Annotated in this window: 12 protein-coding genes and 1 tRNA gene; 7 read left to right on the forward strand and 6 right to left on the reverse strand. The window is 70.1% G+C overall.

Annotation, left to right across the window (positions count from 1 at the left end):
• Positions 1 to 110 precede the first annotated feature (110 nt).
• Positions 111 to 878 carry a DsbA family protein gene (locus ULB03_RS19610; RefSeq protein WP_322484780.1) on the reverse strand — a complete coding sequence of 256 codons (768 nt, stop codon included), beginning with the start codon at positions 876 to 878 and terminating at the stop codon, positions 111 to 113.
• 340 nt (positions 879 to 1,218) lie between these two features.
• Here ULB03_RS19610 and ULB03_RS19615 point away from each other — a divergent pair, with 340 nt between their 5' ends.
• Together ULB03_RS19615 and ULB03_RS19620 are read left to right on the forward strand one after the other, a co-directional pair.
• Positions 1,219 to 2,220 (forward strand): DUF3369 domain-containing protein, encoded by a 1,002-nt coding sequence (locus ULB03_RS19615; protein ID WP_322484781.1) that lies wholly within the window; start codon positions 1,219 to 1,221, stop codon positions 2,218 to 2,220.
• 123 nt (positions 2,221 to 2,343) lie between these two features.
• The gene (locus ULB03_RS19620) at positions 2,344 to 4,026 is read left to right on the forward strand and encodes a methyl-accepting chemotaxis protein (protein WP_322484782.1); all 1,683 of its coding nucleotides are present in this window, start codon (positions 2,344 to 2,346) and stop codon (positions 4,024 to 4,026) included.
• A 24-nt stretch (positions 4,027 to 4,050) separates the two neighbouring features.
• Here the strand turns inward: ULB03_RS19620 and ULB03_RS19625 are convergent, their stop codons facing one another.
• Positions 4,051 to 5,664, reverse strand: coding sequence for a M48 family metalloprotease (locus tag ULB03_RS19625; RefSeq protein WP_322484783.1), 1,614 nt, complete (start codon positions 5,662 to 5,664; stop codon positions 4,051 to 4,053).
• 139 nt (positions 5,665 to 5,803) lie between these two features.
• Here ULB03_RS19625 and ULB03_RS19630 point away from each other — a divergent pair, with 139 nt between their 5' ends.
• Complete coding sequence (locus ULB03_RS19630; protein WP_322484784.1) at positions 5,804 to 6,931, forward strand: pyridoxal phosphate-dependent aminotransferase; 1,128 nt, start codon at positions 5,804 to 5,806, stop codon at positions 6,929 to 6,931.
• 317 nt (positions 6,932 to 7,248) lie between these two features.
• Here the strand turns inward: ULB03_RS19630 and ULB03_RS19635 are convergent, their stop codons facing one another.
• On the reverse strand, positions 7,249 to 7,419 hold the full coding sequence (locus tag ULB03_RS19635; protein ID WP_322484785.1) for a hypothetical protein: 171 nt from the start codon (positions 7,417 to 7,419) through the stop codon (positions 7,249 to 7,251).
• A gap of 279 nt (positions 7,420 to 7,698) precedes the next feature.
• On the opposite strand from ULB03_RS19635, the gene ULB03_RS19640 reads away from it, so the two are divergent.
• Positions 7,699 to 7,775: transfer RNA gene (locus ULB03_RS19640), tRNA-Pro, on the forward strand.
• A gap of 144 nt (positions 7,776 to 7,919) precedes the next feature.
• Here ULB03_RS19640 and ULB03_RS19645 read toward each other — a convergent pair.
• On the reverse strand, positions 7,920 to 8,942 hold the full coding sequence (locus ULB03_RS19645; RefSeq protein WP_145728876.1) for a polyprenyl synthetase family protein: 1,023 nt from the start codon (positions 8,940 to 8,942) through the stop codon (positions 7,920 to 7,922).
• A 196-nt stretch (positions 8,943 to 9,138) separates the two neighbouring features.
• On the opposite strand from ULB03_RS19645, the gene ULB03_RS19650 reads away from it, so the two are divergent.
• From ULB03_RS19650 to rfbC, 3 genes are read left to right on the forward strand one after another with little or no spacing between them, the layout of a single operon-like run.
• Positions 9,139 to 9,360 carry a putative signal transducing protein gene (locus ULB03_RS19650; RefSeq protein ID WP_145728879.1) on the forward strand — a complete coding sequence of 74 codons (222 nt, stop codon included), beginning with the start codon at positions 9,139 to 9,141 and terminating at the stop codon, positions 9,358 to 9,360.
• Positions 9,357 to 10,154 (forward strand): tRNA1(Val) (adenine(37)-N6)-methyltransferase, encoded by a 798-nt coding sequence (locus ULB03_RS19655; RefSeq protein ID WP_322484786.1) that lies wholly within the window; start codon positions 9,357 to 9,359, stop codon positions 10,152 to 10,154. The genes ULB03_RS19650 and ULB03_RS19655 overlap by 4 nt, the downstream gene beginning before the upstream one ends.
• A gap of 55 nt (positions 10,155 to 10,209) precedes the next feature.
• Positions 10,210 to 10,764, forward strand: coding sequence for a dTDP-4-dehydrorhamnose 3,5-epimerase (gene rfbC, locus ULB03_RS19660; RefSeq protein WP_322484787.1), 555 nt, complete (start codon positions 10,210 to 10,212; stop codon positions 10,762 to 10,764).
• A gap of 5 nt (positions 10,765 to 10,769) precedes the next feature.
• Here rfbC and ULB03_RS19665 read toward each other — a convergent pair whose 3' ends face one another.
• Both ULB03_RS19665 and ULB03_RS19670 read right to left on the reverse strand, forming a co-directional pair.
• A complete protein-coding gene (locus ULB03_RS19665) occupies positions 10,770 to 10,964 on the reverse strand; it encodes a hypothetical protein (RefSeq protein ID WP_322484788.1) in 195 nt (64 codons plus the stop codon).
• 926 nt (positions 10,965 to 11,890) lie between these two features.
• The gene (locus tag ULB03_RS19670; RefSeq protein WP_322484789.1) at positions 11,891 to 13,432 is read right to left on the reverse strand and encodes a tetratricopeptide repeat protein; all 1,542 of its coding nucleotides are present in this window, start codon (positions 13,430 to 13,432) and stop codon (positions 11,891 to 11,893) included.
• Positions 13,433 to 13,561: the final 129 nt, after the last annotated feature.

Below are 13,561 nucleotides of genomic sequence, written 5' to 3' on the forward strand. Positions count from 1 at the left end.
ATAACACGGGTGGCGCCCGGGGCAAGAATCCACGCGCGTTGTCGCCGGGGTCCGCCCATGCGTCCCCGGTGTCGCAAACCGGCCCGGCGCCTACTGCGCCGGCCCTGACGTCAGCTCTTGGCGCTACGGGCCTTCGCGAACAGGTCCTTGAAGGCGTCGGCGCCGATGGCGCCCGGCACCACCGTGTTACCGATGACGAAGCCCGGCGTGCCATGGATGTTGAGGGTGTCGGCCAGCGCCAGGTTGGCGTCGATTTCCTTCTGCACGGCCGGGGAGTCCATGTCCTTGGCCAGGCGCTCGGTGTCGGCGCCCGCGTCCTTGGCGATGGACAGGATGCGGTCCTTGTCCAGCTTGCCCGTGGCGGCCATCAGCGCGGCGTGCACGGACTCGTACTTGCCTTGCATGTTGGCGGCCAGTGCGGCCTTGGCGGCGATGACCGACGCCGGGCCCAGGATGGGGAATTCCTTGTAGACGATGCGGACCTTGCCGTCCTTCTTGATGGCGCTGTCCATCTCCGGCTGGGTGTGCTTGCAGTAGCCGCACTGATAGTCGAAGAACTCCACCATCGTGACGTCGCCCTTCAGGTTGCCGCCCACGGGGGACGCCTTGGAGGCGAACAGCTCATCCTTGTGCTTCACCAGCGCGTCGGCGGCGGCCTTGGCCTCCTCCGCCTCGGCCTTGTCCTGCAGGGCCTGCACCGCCTCGGTGATCACCTCGGGGTGGGCCAGGATGTAGTCGTGGACGATCTGTTCCACCTGGGCCTTGTCGTAGGGCCCCTTGTCCGCCACCGGCTTGTCGGCGGCGAAGACCGGGCTGACGATGGCCAGGCCGGCGAGCGCCACGGTGGCGCAAAGGGTGGCGTTAATGGTACGCGACATCGGGACAAACTCCGGTTTGCTGCCTATTCCCCAAAGCCACGGGTGCCTCGTGCCCCCGGGGTGGCGGTGACGGCGCGCAGCATGGACCAGCCGGCGGCAGGGCGCAATCCCGCAAGGGCGCGCGGGGGTGCGGCGTCGTGCGCCGCCGGCCGTGCGGCCGCTCCGCCGGTGGGCCATCCCCGGTGGGCAGTCTCCGGTGGGCCATCCATCGTCGCGCTTGCCAGGCTGGCGGCGCTGTGCGGTCATGGGCGGGGCCTGGGGTTTGCATAGGATGGCGTTTGCATAGGACGACGCTGGCGGGAATGCGTTTCCATGCCCAGGCATGAAGGTGGGGTTGGCCATGACCATGGCGGATGATGACGACGATTTCCTGTTCCAGGACGACGAGGATGAGGATGCCGGTGAGGAGTCGGACCTGATTCCGGGCATGCCGCCCTGGCAGGTATTGATCGTCGACGATGACCCCGAGGTCCACGCCATGACCCGCCTGGTCATGCGCAAGTTCGCCTTCCAGGGCCGCGGCCTGGCCTTCATCTCCGCCTATTCCGCCGCCGAGGCGCTGGAGATCCTGCGGGGGGAGCACGACATCGCCATGATCCTGCTGGACGTGGTGATGGAGAGCGACGACGCCGGCCTGAAACTGGTGCCCCGCATCCGCGATGAGCTGGGCAACCGGGCGGTGCGCATCATCCTGCGGACCGGCCAGCCCGGCCAGGCGCCGGAGGATGCGGTCATCGCCGGCTATGACGTCAACGACTACAAGGCCAAGACCGAGCTGACGGCCCGCAAGCTGGTGACGGCCACCATCACGGCACTGCGTGCCTACCATCACATTCGAACGCTGGAACGATCCTGCCTGGGGCTGGAGCGGGTGGCGGGCTTGGGGTTGTGCCAGATGGCGCTGTCCGGCCCCTCCTCGGCCGCCGGGGCGGCCCTGGATCAGATCGCCCAGGTGCTGGAACAGCCGGCCGACGGGCTATTCTGTGTGATGTACGGCGCCGACCGCCTGTCGGCCCGCATCCTGGCCGGGCGTGGCCGTTATCAGGACGCCGCCGGCCATCCGCTGGCCACCGTGGCCGACACCGGCGCCCTGGCCACCGCCCTGCGCAGCCCGGGCGATTTGCGGCATGACTTCGCCGACGACGCCATGACCCTGGCCTGGCCGTTGACCGGCCCGGCGGGAGGCGGCAACCCCCATGCCGGCGCCGTGGCCATGCTGCACCTGCATCTGGTTCGGCCGCTGGATGAGATCGAGCGCCGGCTGGCCCTGCTGCTGATGATGCGCATCGCGGACGCGCTGGTGACCGCCTGGGCGCTGGAACAGGCGCGGGACCCGGCCTGACGACGGCCTTCGTCCTCGTTGCGCACCACCTGGGATGGCGGATCTTTGGGCTAGCTTGTCCAAAAAATTAACCATGGTACATGTCCGCAGACGTTGAACGCCGTAACGAAGGGAACCATGGCCATGCGCAATTTTTCACTGATTCTGCGCATCGGCATCATCATGGCCATCATGGTGGTGTCAATGCTCGCCATTTCGGGGGCGCAGGTGTGGAGCCTGCGCAAGTCGATCTATGCCGAGCGCGAGCAGAAGCTGCACGACATGGTCGGCAGCGTTCTCAAGCTGATCCGCACCTACGATGATGAGGTCAAGGCCGGCAGGATGCCGCTGGACCAGGCGCAGGAGACGGTGAAGAAGGCCATCCGCGCCATGCGCTGGGGCGAGGGCGATTACTACGGCGTCTATCAGTTCGACGGCGTCACCCTGGTTCACGCCAATCCCAAGAACGAAGGCGTGAACCGCATGGAGTTCAAGGACCCCAAGGGCACCCGGATCGTGGCGGAGATCATCGCCGCCGCCCAGCGGGGCGGAGGCCTGACCACCTACCAGGCGCCGCGCGGCACCGCCGGGGCCGAGGTGCCGGCGCCGAAGCTGGTCTACGCCGCCCCGTATGAGCCGTGGAAATGGGCGGTGCAGGCCGGCGTCTATATCGACGATATCGATGCCACGCTGTGGCGTGAGGCGCTGTGGACGGGGGCGTCCACCCTGGTGATGCTGCTGGTGGCGGGCGTGTTCACCGTGCTGATCGCCCGCGGCATCACGCGCCCCCTGGCCGACCTGTGCGGCACCATGGATCGACTGGCGGCCGACGACCTGAACGTCGATATCCACTACACCGGCGACCGTAGCGAGATCGGGCGCATCGCCCGGGCGGTGGCCCTGTTCCGGGAGCATATGCGCAACGCCGCCGCCCTGCGGGCGGAGCAGGCCCGCTCAGAGGCGGAGGCGGCGGCGCGTCAGCGCCAGGCGCTGACCGCCGTGGCCGACACCTTCCAGACCCGCGTCGGCGGGGTGGTGGGGACCGTCACCCAGGCCGCCACCGATCTGGAGCGCCTGGCCGCCACGCTGACCCAGGCGGCCGGCCAAGCCCTGGGCCGGGCGCAGGCGGCGTCCAGCGCCGCGGCCGATGCTTCCAGCAACGTCAATACCGTGGCGGCGGCCAGTGAAGAGCTGTCGGCCTCCATCAGCGAGATCAGCGCCCAGGTCGTCCGTTCCGCCACCATCGCCGGCGAGGCGCTGGCCGTCGTGCGGGAAACCGACACGGTGGTGGAGGGGCTGGACGGTGACGCGCGCCGCATTGGCGAGGTGCTGGGCCTGATCCAGGCCATCGCGGCGCAGACCAACCTGCTGGCCCTGAACGCCACCATCGAGGCCGCGCGGGCGGGTGAGGCGGGCAAGGGCTTCGCCGTCGTCGCCAACGAGGTCAAGGGCCTGGCCAACCAGACCGCCAAGGCGACCGAGGAAATCGCGGCGCAGATCACCACCATCCAGGGACGCAGCACCCAGACCGTGACGGCCATCCGCCGCATCGGCGCCACCATCGCCGACGTCAACGAACTGACGGTCACCATCGCCTCGGCGGTGGAGGAGCAGAGTGCCGCGACGCAGGAGATCGCGCGCAATGTGCAGCAGGCGGCGGTGGGTATCGGCGACGTGGCCGGCAGCCTGGGCGACCTGACGGGCGCGTCGCGCGCGGTGGGCGATGCCGCCCAGGGGGTTGCCGGCCTGGCCGAGAGGCTGTCCGCCCAGTCCGCCGTCCTGGACAACGAGTCGGCGGGCTTCGTGAAGATGGTTCGTTTGGGCTGACGGCCGTTTCCGGCGCCGGGCGGATCAGCGTCCGCCCGGCCCGCCCTGCTGTCCACCCAGGCCACCGGCAGGGCCAAGGGTGCCCAAGCCGGAGGGGCCGACGCCGATGGTGGTCGTCCTGGGCAGGTCGGCGATGCCGGGGAAGCCGGGGCCGACGGCGGCCCCGCCGGGGGACAGGGTGTCCTCCGGCATGCGGCCGATGGAAATCAGGGGCGTGTCGGGGGAGGCCAGGCCGCTGCTGGGTGCCAGTTGCGGGCGCATGTTGTGCGGCAGGCGGCTTTCCACCAGGACGCGGATGTCCTGGGCCCGCACCCAGTCCGGCGACCCGGCCGGCAGCATCTGCTCCGCCCGGTCGGCGTGGTAGCGGGCGGCACGGATGTCGCCCCGGGCCAGCGCCTCTTCCGCGCGGGCATAGGCCAGTTGCGGCGCCATGTCGGCGCGGGCGTAGGCGCTGGCCAGCAGCAGCCAGGTCAGTTCCACCAGCGGCTCATCCCGGGCGGAGGAGCGCAGGACGTCGATGGCCTCATGCACCAGCTTGTCGTCGCCGGCCTCCAGCAGGGCGTGGCCCAGGGCCATGCGCAGCTGGGCGCTGTCCGGCGCGTATTTCACGGCGTTGCGGTAGGGATCGACCGCCTCCTTGGCGCGGCCGTTCTCGAACAGGATCTGGCCCTTCAACTCATAGAAGTAGGGGTTCTTGGGTTCCTGCTCGATCAGGCCGTCGACGATCTTCAGGCCCTTGTTGATGTCACCCACCTGGTAATAGGCGATGGACCGGGCGTAGCGGGCCGCGACGCTGGTGTCGCTTTCCGGATATTTGCGCAGGGCCAGGTCGGGATGGATGAAGCCGTACAGCTTGGCCCGCATGCGCTGGTGCATGTCGTAATAGGCCGAGGGCATCCTGGCGTTGGTGAACTTCGAGATATGGTCGACGAAGTTCTCGATGTACTCGATACGGTTCTTGGTCAGCGGGTGGGTCATCAGGAACTCCACCTGCTTGGTCTGCGGCAGGCCGGAGTCCTGCTTGTGCAGCTTCTCCATGAACTCCAGCATGCCCTTCGACGAATAGCCGTTCGCCTCCAGGTAGGACAGGCCGGCCTCGTCGGCCGACGCTTCCTGCGCGCGGCTGAAGGCGAAGAAGGACCGGGCGCCCAGCTCCTGGGCACCGGCGATGCCGCCCATGGCCGCGCCGCCGCCGTCGCCGCGGCGGGTGCCGCCAATGGCGGCCGCGACGCTCAACAGCGTGGCCAGGGTCGACAGGATGACCGCGTTCTCGATGGCGTCACGGGAACGGACCTGGTGGCCGCCGGCCATGTGGCCGGTTTCGTGCGCCATGACGCCGATCAGCTGTTCCGGCGTGTCCGCGGCCATGATCAGGCCGGTGTTGATGAACATGTTCTGGCCGCCGGCGACGAAGGCGTTCAGTTCGTCATCGTTGACCAGCACCAGGGTGACGGCATCGGGCACGAGACCAGCCGCGCGGAAGATGGGGGTGGCGAAGACGCGCAGCGTGTGCTCGATTTCGGCGTCACGCACCAGGCTGATGCCGCGGTCCTGGGCCATCACCGGTTCCACGGCCAAGGCTGAGGACAACAGGCTGACCAGGATCAGGCGGGCGAGGCGGCGTGGTCGCAAGAACATAGTCGATTCCATCGGCGGTGCCGTCGATACCCGAACAGGCGAGCGGTAAGGTATGACCCCTACAGACTCCAAGGACGAATTTCCACGCGCGGCGGGGCAACCGGCTGTCGCTGTACGCACCAGTACCATTTCACCCTTCATGGTGATGGAGGTACTGCGCGCCGCCAATGCCCGCCAGGCCGCCGGCGGCGACGTCCTGCACCTGGAAATAGGCCAGCCGTCCACCCCGGCACCGAAGGGGGTGATCGCCGCGGCCGCCCACGCCCTGGCCGCTGATCGCCTAGCCTACACCGATGCCCTGGGCCTGCCAGCCTTGAGAGAGGGCATAGCACGTTGGTATCAAGACCGCCATGGGCTGGTGGTCTCGCCGGAGCGGGTGGTGGTCACCACCGGCTCCTCCGGCGCCTTCCTCCTGGCTTTCCTGGCGGCCTTCGATCCGGGCGACCGTGTGGCCTTGGCGGCCCCGGGATATCCGGCCTACCGCAACATCCTGAAGACGGCGGGCCTGGTGCCGGTGGAATTGCCCACGGGGCCCGAGACGCGCTTCCAGCCCACGCCCGCCTTGCTCGACGACCTGCTGGCCCGGGGTGGGGGACCCATCCGGGGGCTGATCGTGGCCAGCCCCTCCAACCCCACCGGCACCATGCTCGACGCGGCCGCCATGGCGGCGCTGGGCGCCTGGTGCCGCCGCCGTGGCGTCTGGCTGATTTCGGACGAGATTTACCACGGCATCGAATACGGCACGGTGCCGGCCGCCACGGCCTTGGCGGTCGACGGGGGGCAGGGCGCCATCACCCTCAACAGCTTCTCCAAATATTTCTCCATGACCGGTTGGCGCCTGGGGTGGGCCGTCGTGCCCGAACGGCTGGTGCGGTCGGTGGAATGCCTGGCGCAGAACCTCTACATCTCCCCGCCCACCCTGTCGCAGCACGCCGCGGTGGCGGCCTTCGGCTGCGTGGAGGAGCTGGAGGGCCATGTCGCCCGCTATCGCCGCAACCGCGACATCCTGCTGGACCTGCTGCCCGATGCCGGATTCGGCCGCCTGGCCCCGGCCGATGGCGCGTTTTTCCTGTATGCGGACATTTCCGACCGCACCGACGACGCCCAGGCCTTCTGCACCCGCCTGCTGAACGAGACGGGCGTGGCCCTGACGCCGGGCGTGGATTTCGACCCCCTGCGCGGCCACCACACCGTGCGCATCAGCTTCGCCGGGGCGGAGGCGGAGATGGTCGAGGCGGCCCGCCGCCTCAAGGCCTGGCGCGGATAGGCTGTCAAGCCAAGCCTGAAAAAGGGGCCAAGCCTGAAAAAGGGGCCAAGCCTGAAAAAGGGGAAGGGCCGGCCGGTGTCGCCACCGCCGGCCCTTCGCATATCAACCCTTTTGAGGACTGTCCCTTTGGGGGCGCCGGTCGTTGCTTGCCGGCGCCTTTCCCGATTCTTGAATAGAGACTCAGTTCAGGGCGATCAGCCGGTGCGGGACGCTGTGACCAGCATGGGCCTTGATGACGCTCGCCCCCGTCGCCTTGCACGGGACCGCCAGACCGTCACGGCCCGTGCCTGGGGTCACGGCGCTGGCGGGAATGACCGTCAGCCGGCCCGACTTTGAGGCCGCCAGCGTCGCGGCGGGCGCCGGCCCCAGGGGGCGGCCTGCGCCACGGCGGCGGCGTCAGGGCGGGGCGCCGCGACCAGGATGGCGGGGGCGACCAGGAAGGGCAGGCCCAGGAACAGGCCGGTGAGAACGCTGCGAACGGTCGTCATAATACCACCTCCATAAAACGATCGGCCCTCGGGCGGCTCCTCTGCTAGGCCGAACGACTGATGGGCGTGACTTGAAGGTCGGGGCCAACCGTGGCGGAACCATGGCAAGAACCGGCACTTACCGGGGCAGGCGCAGACTCCTGGATCCCTGTGGCCGATCAGCAACAGGTGGCCCTGTCGCCGCCTGCGGGACACCCATGCGGTAACGATGTGCGATTGGATGAAAGAGAAGGCTTGCGATGGCCGGCGGATGTCGATATATACCCGCCCACCCCGAGACGGAGAGTAGCTCAGCCTGGTAGAGCACTGCTTTCGGGAGGCAGGGGCCGGAGGTTCGAATCCTCTCTCTCCGACCATCTCAGGGACGCATAAGCGGCCGGCTTCTCCCGAAGCCGGCCGTTTTGCTTTTCTGCGTCGGGTGCAGCCGAGCCCTGGCGGGCGCAACAAAAAAGGCGCGCCGGTGAGGGCGCGCCTTTTGCGGAAACGGACTGGTGCCCGGTTCAGAAATCCCGGTCGACGACGAAGTCGATGACGTCCAGCAGGGCGCGCTTGATGGGGCTGGCGGGGAACAGGCCCAGGGCGTCGCGGGCCACGGCGCCGTAGTGGCGGGCGCGCTCCACGCTGTCGCGCAGGGTGTTGTGCCGCTGCATGAGGGCCAGCGCATGCTCCAGGTCACCCTCCCGCTGGTCGACCTCCTCCAGCGTGCGGCGCCAGAAAGCGCGCTCCTCGTCATCGCCCCGGCGGAAGGCCAGGACCACGGGCAGGGTGATCTTGCCCTCGCGGAAATCGTCGCCGATGGTCTTGCCCAGGCGGGCCTGAACGGCGGAATAGTCCAGCACGTCGTCCACTACCTGGAAGGCGATGCCCAGGTTCAGGCCATAGCTACGCAGCGCCTCTTCCTCGGCCGCCGGGCGGCCGGCCACCACGGCGCCGATGCGGCAGGCGGCGGCGAACAGCTCCGCCGTCTTGGCGCGGATCACCTCCAGATAGGCTTCCTCGCTGGTGGTGGTGTCATTGGCGGTGATCAGCTGCAGCACCTCGCCCTCGGAGATGACGGCGGAGGCGCTGGACAGGATGCGCAGCACGTCCAGCGACCCGTCCTCGGTCATCACCTGGAAGGCGCGGGAGAACAGGAAGTCACCCACCAGCACGCTGGCCTTGTTGCCGAAGACGGCGTTGGCCGAGGGCTGGCCCCGGCGCAGGTCACTTTCGTCGACCACGTCATCGTGCAGCAGGGTGGCGGTGTGGATGAATTCGACGCAGGCGGCCAGGGGCTGGTGGCGCTCCCCCTGATAACCGCACAGGCGGGCGGCGGCCAGGGTCAGCACCGGGCGCAGGCGCTTGCCGCCGCTGGCCACGATGTAGCCGGCCAGTTGCGGGATCATCTCCACATCCGAATGCATGCGGCGGATGATGATGTCATTGACCGCGGCCAAGTCGGTCGCCACCAGTTCCACCAGCGCCTCAAGGGCATCGGTGCCGGGCTTCCGGCGCTTGGGATCGAGGGGGGTGACGACGGCCACGAAACGAACTCCTGCCAATGGGCGCCAACATGGGGGCCAACCGTCGCTACCGCGCGAGACCCAGTTGACGGCCCTGGATAGGACAGTGAGCATACCGGCGCAACCCCCGTGGTCAAGCTGGCAGACCGCATCGCCGTCCCCCATATAAATCGCCCCGGTTGATCAAGGCCGGAACCCCCTTTCCCAGGAAGCCTCCATGCAGCCCATCCTCAGCAGCAATGACCCCGTGGAACTGTCCTGGGCCCGTGCCGTGCTGGCCGACGCCGGTATCGAGGCGGTGCTGCTGGACGAATACACGGCGGCGGCGGAGGGCAGCATCCTGGCCATTCCACGGCGGCTGATGGTGGCGGATGGCGCCGTCACCGCCGCGACCGTCGCCCTGGCCGTGGCGCGGGCCCAGCTGGAGGAGGCGCCGTGACCGCCGAGGCCGTCCTTCCGGCCCCGCCGGTGGAGGGCGCGTTCACGGAGGACCGGTTGCTGGATGGGCGGGTGCGTCTGTTGCAGCCGGCGCACGGATATCGCGCGGCCATCGATCCGGTGCTGCTGGCGGCGGCGACGCCCGCCGGCGAGGGGGACCGCGTGCTGGATTTGGGCTGCGGCGCCGGGGCCGCGACCTTTTGCCTGGCGGCGCGGCTGCCCGGCGTGCGGGTCGCCGGGCTGGAGGTTCAGCCCGGGGCGGTGGACCTTGCCCGGCGCAACGCCGATCTCAACGGCGTCGCTGACCGCGTCCGCATCACCCTGGGCGATGCGGCCCAGGCGCCCGGCCATCTGCCGTCCGGTTCCGATCCCGATCTTCTGACCGGACGCTTCGATCACGTGATGACCAACCCGCCCTTTTACCCGGGCGGGCGCCACACCCGATCCCCCCGCGTGGGCAAGGCGGTCTCGCATGGCGAGGGGACGGCGGATCTCGCCACCTGGATCGCGGCGGCGGCCCGCCTGCTGGCCCCTCGGGGTACCCTCACCATGATCCACCGCGCCGACCGGGTGGACGACATCCTGGCGCGGCTGGCGGGCCGCTTCGGTGCCGTGGTGCTTTACCCCCTGTGGCCCCGCGCCGGTGCGGAGGCGCGGCGCGTCATCGTCCGCGCTCGCCTTGGCGCCCGGACCCCCGCCCGCCTGCTGCCCGGCCTGGTGCTGCATGGCGAGGGCGGCGGTTACACCCCTGCGGCCGACGCCGTGCTGAGGGGCGGCGAGGGCCTGGACTTCTGACAGTGTCCAGCGTATCCCGGGCGCGCGGTGCAACCGAAGACGATAGGATCCCAGCATGGAAGTGAAGCGCCTGGACATCGATGGCCTGGTGATGGTGAAGCCCCGTCGCTTCGGCGACGACCGCGGCTGGTTCGTCGAAACCTGGAATGAGGAAAAGCACGCCGCCGCCGGCATCGCGGGGCCCTTCGTCCAGGACAACCAGTCGCTGTCGCGCATCCAGGGCACGGTCCGTGGCCTGCATTTCCAGTTGGCGCCGGCGGCCCAGGGCAAGCTGGTGCGCGTCATCCGCGGGCGCATCCTGGACGTGGCGGTGGACCTGCGCCAGGGTTCCCCCACCTATGGCCGCCACGTCGCCGTGGAACTGGACGCGGAGGAAGGCTGGCAGCTCTGGGTGCCGGTGGGCTTCGCCCACGGGTTCTGCACCCTCGTCCCCGATACCGAGATCGCCTACAAGGTGACGGCGCTCTACAGCCCGGCCCATGATCGCGGCCTGCTGTGGAACGATCCGGCGCTGGGCATCCAGTGGCCCGATTTCGCCGGCGCCGTGCTGTCGGACAAGGACGGCAAGCAGCCGACCCTGGCGGAGATCGGCGTGCCCTTCCCGGCGTGACGCTTTCAGGCCCTGGCCACCTGCGCCAGGGCCGTCCCCAGCCGTGGGCCCAGGACCGCCAGGTCATACTCCCGCGCCACCAGGTCGCGGCCGGCGGCGGCGAGGCGGCGGCGCAACGCCAGGTCGGACCGCAAGGCCCCCAGGGCCTGGACCCAGCATTCCGGGCTGTCGGCCCATAGGCCGGTGACGCCATCGGCCACGATGCGGCGGTTCTCCCCACCGGGCTGGCCACCACGGCCTTGCCGGCCGCCATGTACTGCAACAGCTTGAAGCCCGACTTGCCCTGCGCGAACGGCGTGTGGGGCAGGGGCATGATCCCGGCGTCGACTCCGGCCAGGGCGGCGGCCTCGCCCGCCTCGCTCCAGGCGATGAACTCTTCCGGCACGCCGGGCAGGTTGACGGGGGCGCTGGCGATGGTCACCAGGGTCAGCGGGCCGCTGGCCGCCAGTGCCGCCAGGGGCTCGGCCAATGCCGCCAGGTAGCGTGCGGAGGAGGGCGTGCCGATCCAGCCGACGCGGAACCCGCCGGAGGACGGCTCCGACCGCGCGGCGGCCTGGTAGCGGGACAGGTCCACCGGCGTGGGCAGGCGCAGCAGGCGGCGGGCGCCGGCGGCATCCGCCCAGCCGGCCAAGGCCTCGTTGGCGACCACGGTCAGGGCCGCGCCCGCCACCAACCGCTCCAGCTTGCGGCCCAACAGCGCGCGCACCGGCGCCCGGCGATGGCCGGCATAGCGCAGGTGCCAGGCGTCGTCGAAGTCCAGAACATACGGGCGTCCCCGGAACATCAGCCGTTCAGCGGCATCCGGCAACCAGGGCAGGGCCTCCTTCTCGATCCACAGCAAGTCACCGCGTCCGGCCTGGCCGAGGGCCGATAACCGCTGCCGATAGCGTCCCAGCAGGGCGCGGTTGTCCACCGGCTGCCCGGTGTAGAGGCGCCGGAGATAGGCGTCGTCGAAGAACGGGGCGGTGGCGACCTCCAGGCCCGCCGCCGCCACATGGGGCAGCGGGTCGAAGAAGCGCAGCCGGCTGCTGGCGCCCAGCCGGTCATAGCGGGGCAAGGCCAGAACCCGCCCCGGACGGGAAGGGGCGGTGGACGACGGGGGGGACATGGGAATGCGGCGCCGGTCTCAGCCCTTGCGGGCGACGACCAGCAGGCGCTCGACCCCGCCGGGGGCGGCGGGTGGCAGCGTCGTCCCTTCCAGCACCGTCAGGCCCGCCTGGCGCAGGGCGCCCTCCACATGGTCGCGGCGATGCAGATAGCGGCCGTTTTCCTTCAGGGTCAAGGCGGGGGCCCATGGCTCCGCTGCGTCCAGCACCAGGACCAGCGTGCCGCCGGGCAGCAGCGCGTCGGCGGCGGCCGAGGCCAGCGGTCCCAGGTCGCCGATGTGGTTGGCGATGTCGGTGGAGACGATCAGGTTGGCGTTGGCGGTCGAGCGTTCCAGCACCACGGCATGGTCGCCGTGGACCAACTGGTCATAGAGGCCGCTCCGCGCCGCCGCCTGCACGGCGGTGGCGGATGGGTGCACGCCCACCAGGTCAGCGGCGTAAGGCTTCAGCAGCGGGGCCAGGGCGCCCACGCCGCAGTCGATCTCCAGCACCTGCAGGGTGCCGGCCGCAGGGCCGAGGTGACGCGCCAAGGTGGCGGCCAGGGTGGGGGAGAGGGCGGCCGTGGCGCCAGCGACGGTCTGTTCCGTCAGCATGGCGGCCTGGGCGTCGTACATTTGCTCCAGATAGGCCAACTCAGCCCGGGGCGGCGGCGGCGCCAGGCCCAGCGCCGCCTCGGTATGACGCAGGATGGGGGTGACGCCAGTCGCCCGCCAGGCGTCCACCAGCGACCGGGCGGCGGCACCATTGCCGGCGGCCTGCAGGGCGGCGGCGATCTGGGCGGCCTCCAGCTCGGCGGAGACGGTGGTTTCCGGCCGGCTCAGCGCCTGGCGGATGGCGGTGGCCGCCTCGGCCAGATGTCCCAGGCCCCGCAGTGCGGCGGCCCGGCCGACTTGGGGGGCCACCTCGAACGGACGCAGCGCGGCCAGGCGGTCGAACACGGCCAGCGCCTCCTGGTACTGTCCCGCCTCGTTCAGCACCAGGCCCAGGTTTGAATGGGTTTGCGCCAGGTCCGGCTGGGCCTCGGCGGTGGCGCGCAGGTAGTCCAGCGCCTCGTCCAGGCGGCCCAGGCGGCGCAGGACCAGGCCCAGGTTGGCGGCGGCCTCGACATAGGATGGCCGGGCCTCCAGCGCGTTGCGGTAGTGCTGTTCCGCGATGTCCAGGTGGCCGGCGTCCTGGAACAGCGTGGCCAGGTTGAAATAGGCCTCCGCCAGCATGGGCTCACGTTCCAGCGCGTCCAGGTAGTGGGTGGCGGCCTCATGCCCCTGGCCCAGGCGCTGGCAGGCCGCGCCCAGGTTGAAACGGTGGATGGGGCTGTCCGGGTCCAGGGCCACCGCCATGCCATAGGCCGCCTTGGCGGATTCGTTGTCCTGCTGCCGTTCGTACGCCAGGCCCAGGTCCGCGCGCAGCGCGGCATCGTCGGGGCGTAGGGCCACCGCCTGGCTCAACAGGGAAACCGCGTGCGCGGCGTCGCCGCCCTCCAGGGCCGCCAGGCCATCCGCCTGCAGGATCAGGACGGCCGCGTCTTCCGGCGTGGCGGGCGTGCTGTCGGTGTGGTCGGTCATGCTTCCTCCGCCGGCGGAACCAACGACACGGGCCCCGGCTCGCTTCATTACATGGGGGAGAGGATAGGGGGCGGCGGCGCCCGTGAACAGAGGCAAGATATGCCCACCGGCGGCCGATTCACCGGGCGA

Origin of the sequence: Nitrospirillum goiasense (genome assembly GCF_034427435.1) — a bacterium.
In the GTDB taxonomy this organism is placed as follows: Bacteria; Pseudomonadota; Alphaproteobacteria; order Azospirillales; family Azospirillaceae; genus Nitrospirillum.

Bases quoted from the DNA above. Each gene is read 5' to 3' on its own strand.
- ULB03_RS19610 (WP_322484780.1), bottom strand. From the start codon at position 878: ATGTCGCGTACCATTAACGCCACCCTTTGCGCCACCGTGGCGCTCGCC.
- ULB03_RS19615 (WP_322484781.1), top strand. From the start codon at position 1,219: ATGACCATGGCGGATGATGACGACGATTTCCTGTTCCAGGACGACGAG.
- ULB03_RS19620 (WP_322484782.1), top strand. From the start codon at position 2,344: ATGCGCAATTTTTCACTGATTCTGCGCATCGGCATCATCATGGCCATC.
- ULB03_RS19625 (WP_322484783.1), bottom strand. From the start codon at position 5,664: ATGTTCTTGCGACCACGCCGCCTCGCCCGCCTGATCCTGGTCAGCCTG.
- ULB03_RS19630 (WP_322484784.1), top strand. From the start codon at position 5,804: ATGGTGATGGAGGTACTGCGCGCCGCCAATGCCCGCCAGGCCGCCGGC.
- ULB03_RS19635 (WP_322484785.1), bottom strand. From the start codon at position 7,419: ATGACGACCGTTCGCAGCGTTCTCACCGGCCTGTTCCTGGGCCTGCCC.
- ULB03_RS19650 (WP_145728879.1), top strand. From the start codon at position 9,139: ATGCAGCCCATCCTCAGCAGCAATGACCCCGTGGAACTGTCCTGGGCC.
- rfbC (WP_322484787.1), top strand. From the start codon at position 10,210: ATGGAAGTGAAGCGCCTGGACATCGATGGCCTGGTGATGGTGAAGCCC.
- ULB03_RS19670 (WP_322484789.1), bottom strand. From the start codon at position 13,432: ATGACCGACCACACCGACAGCACGCCCGCCACGCCGGAAGACGCGGCC.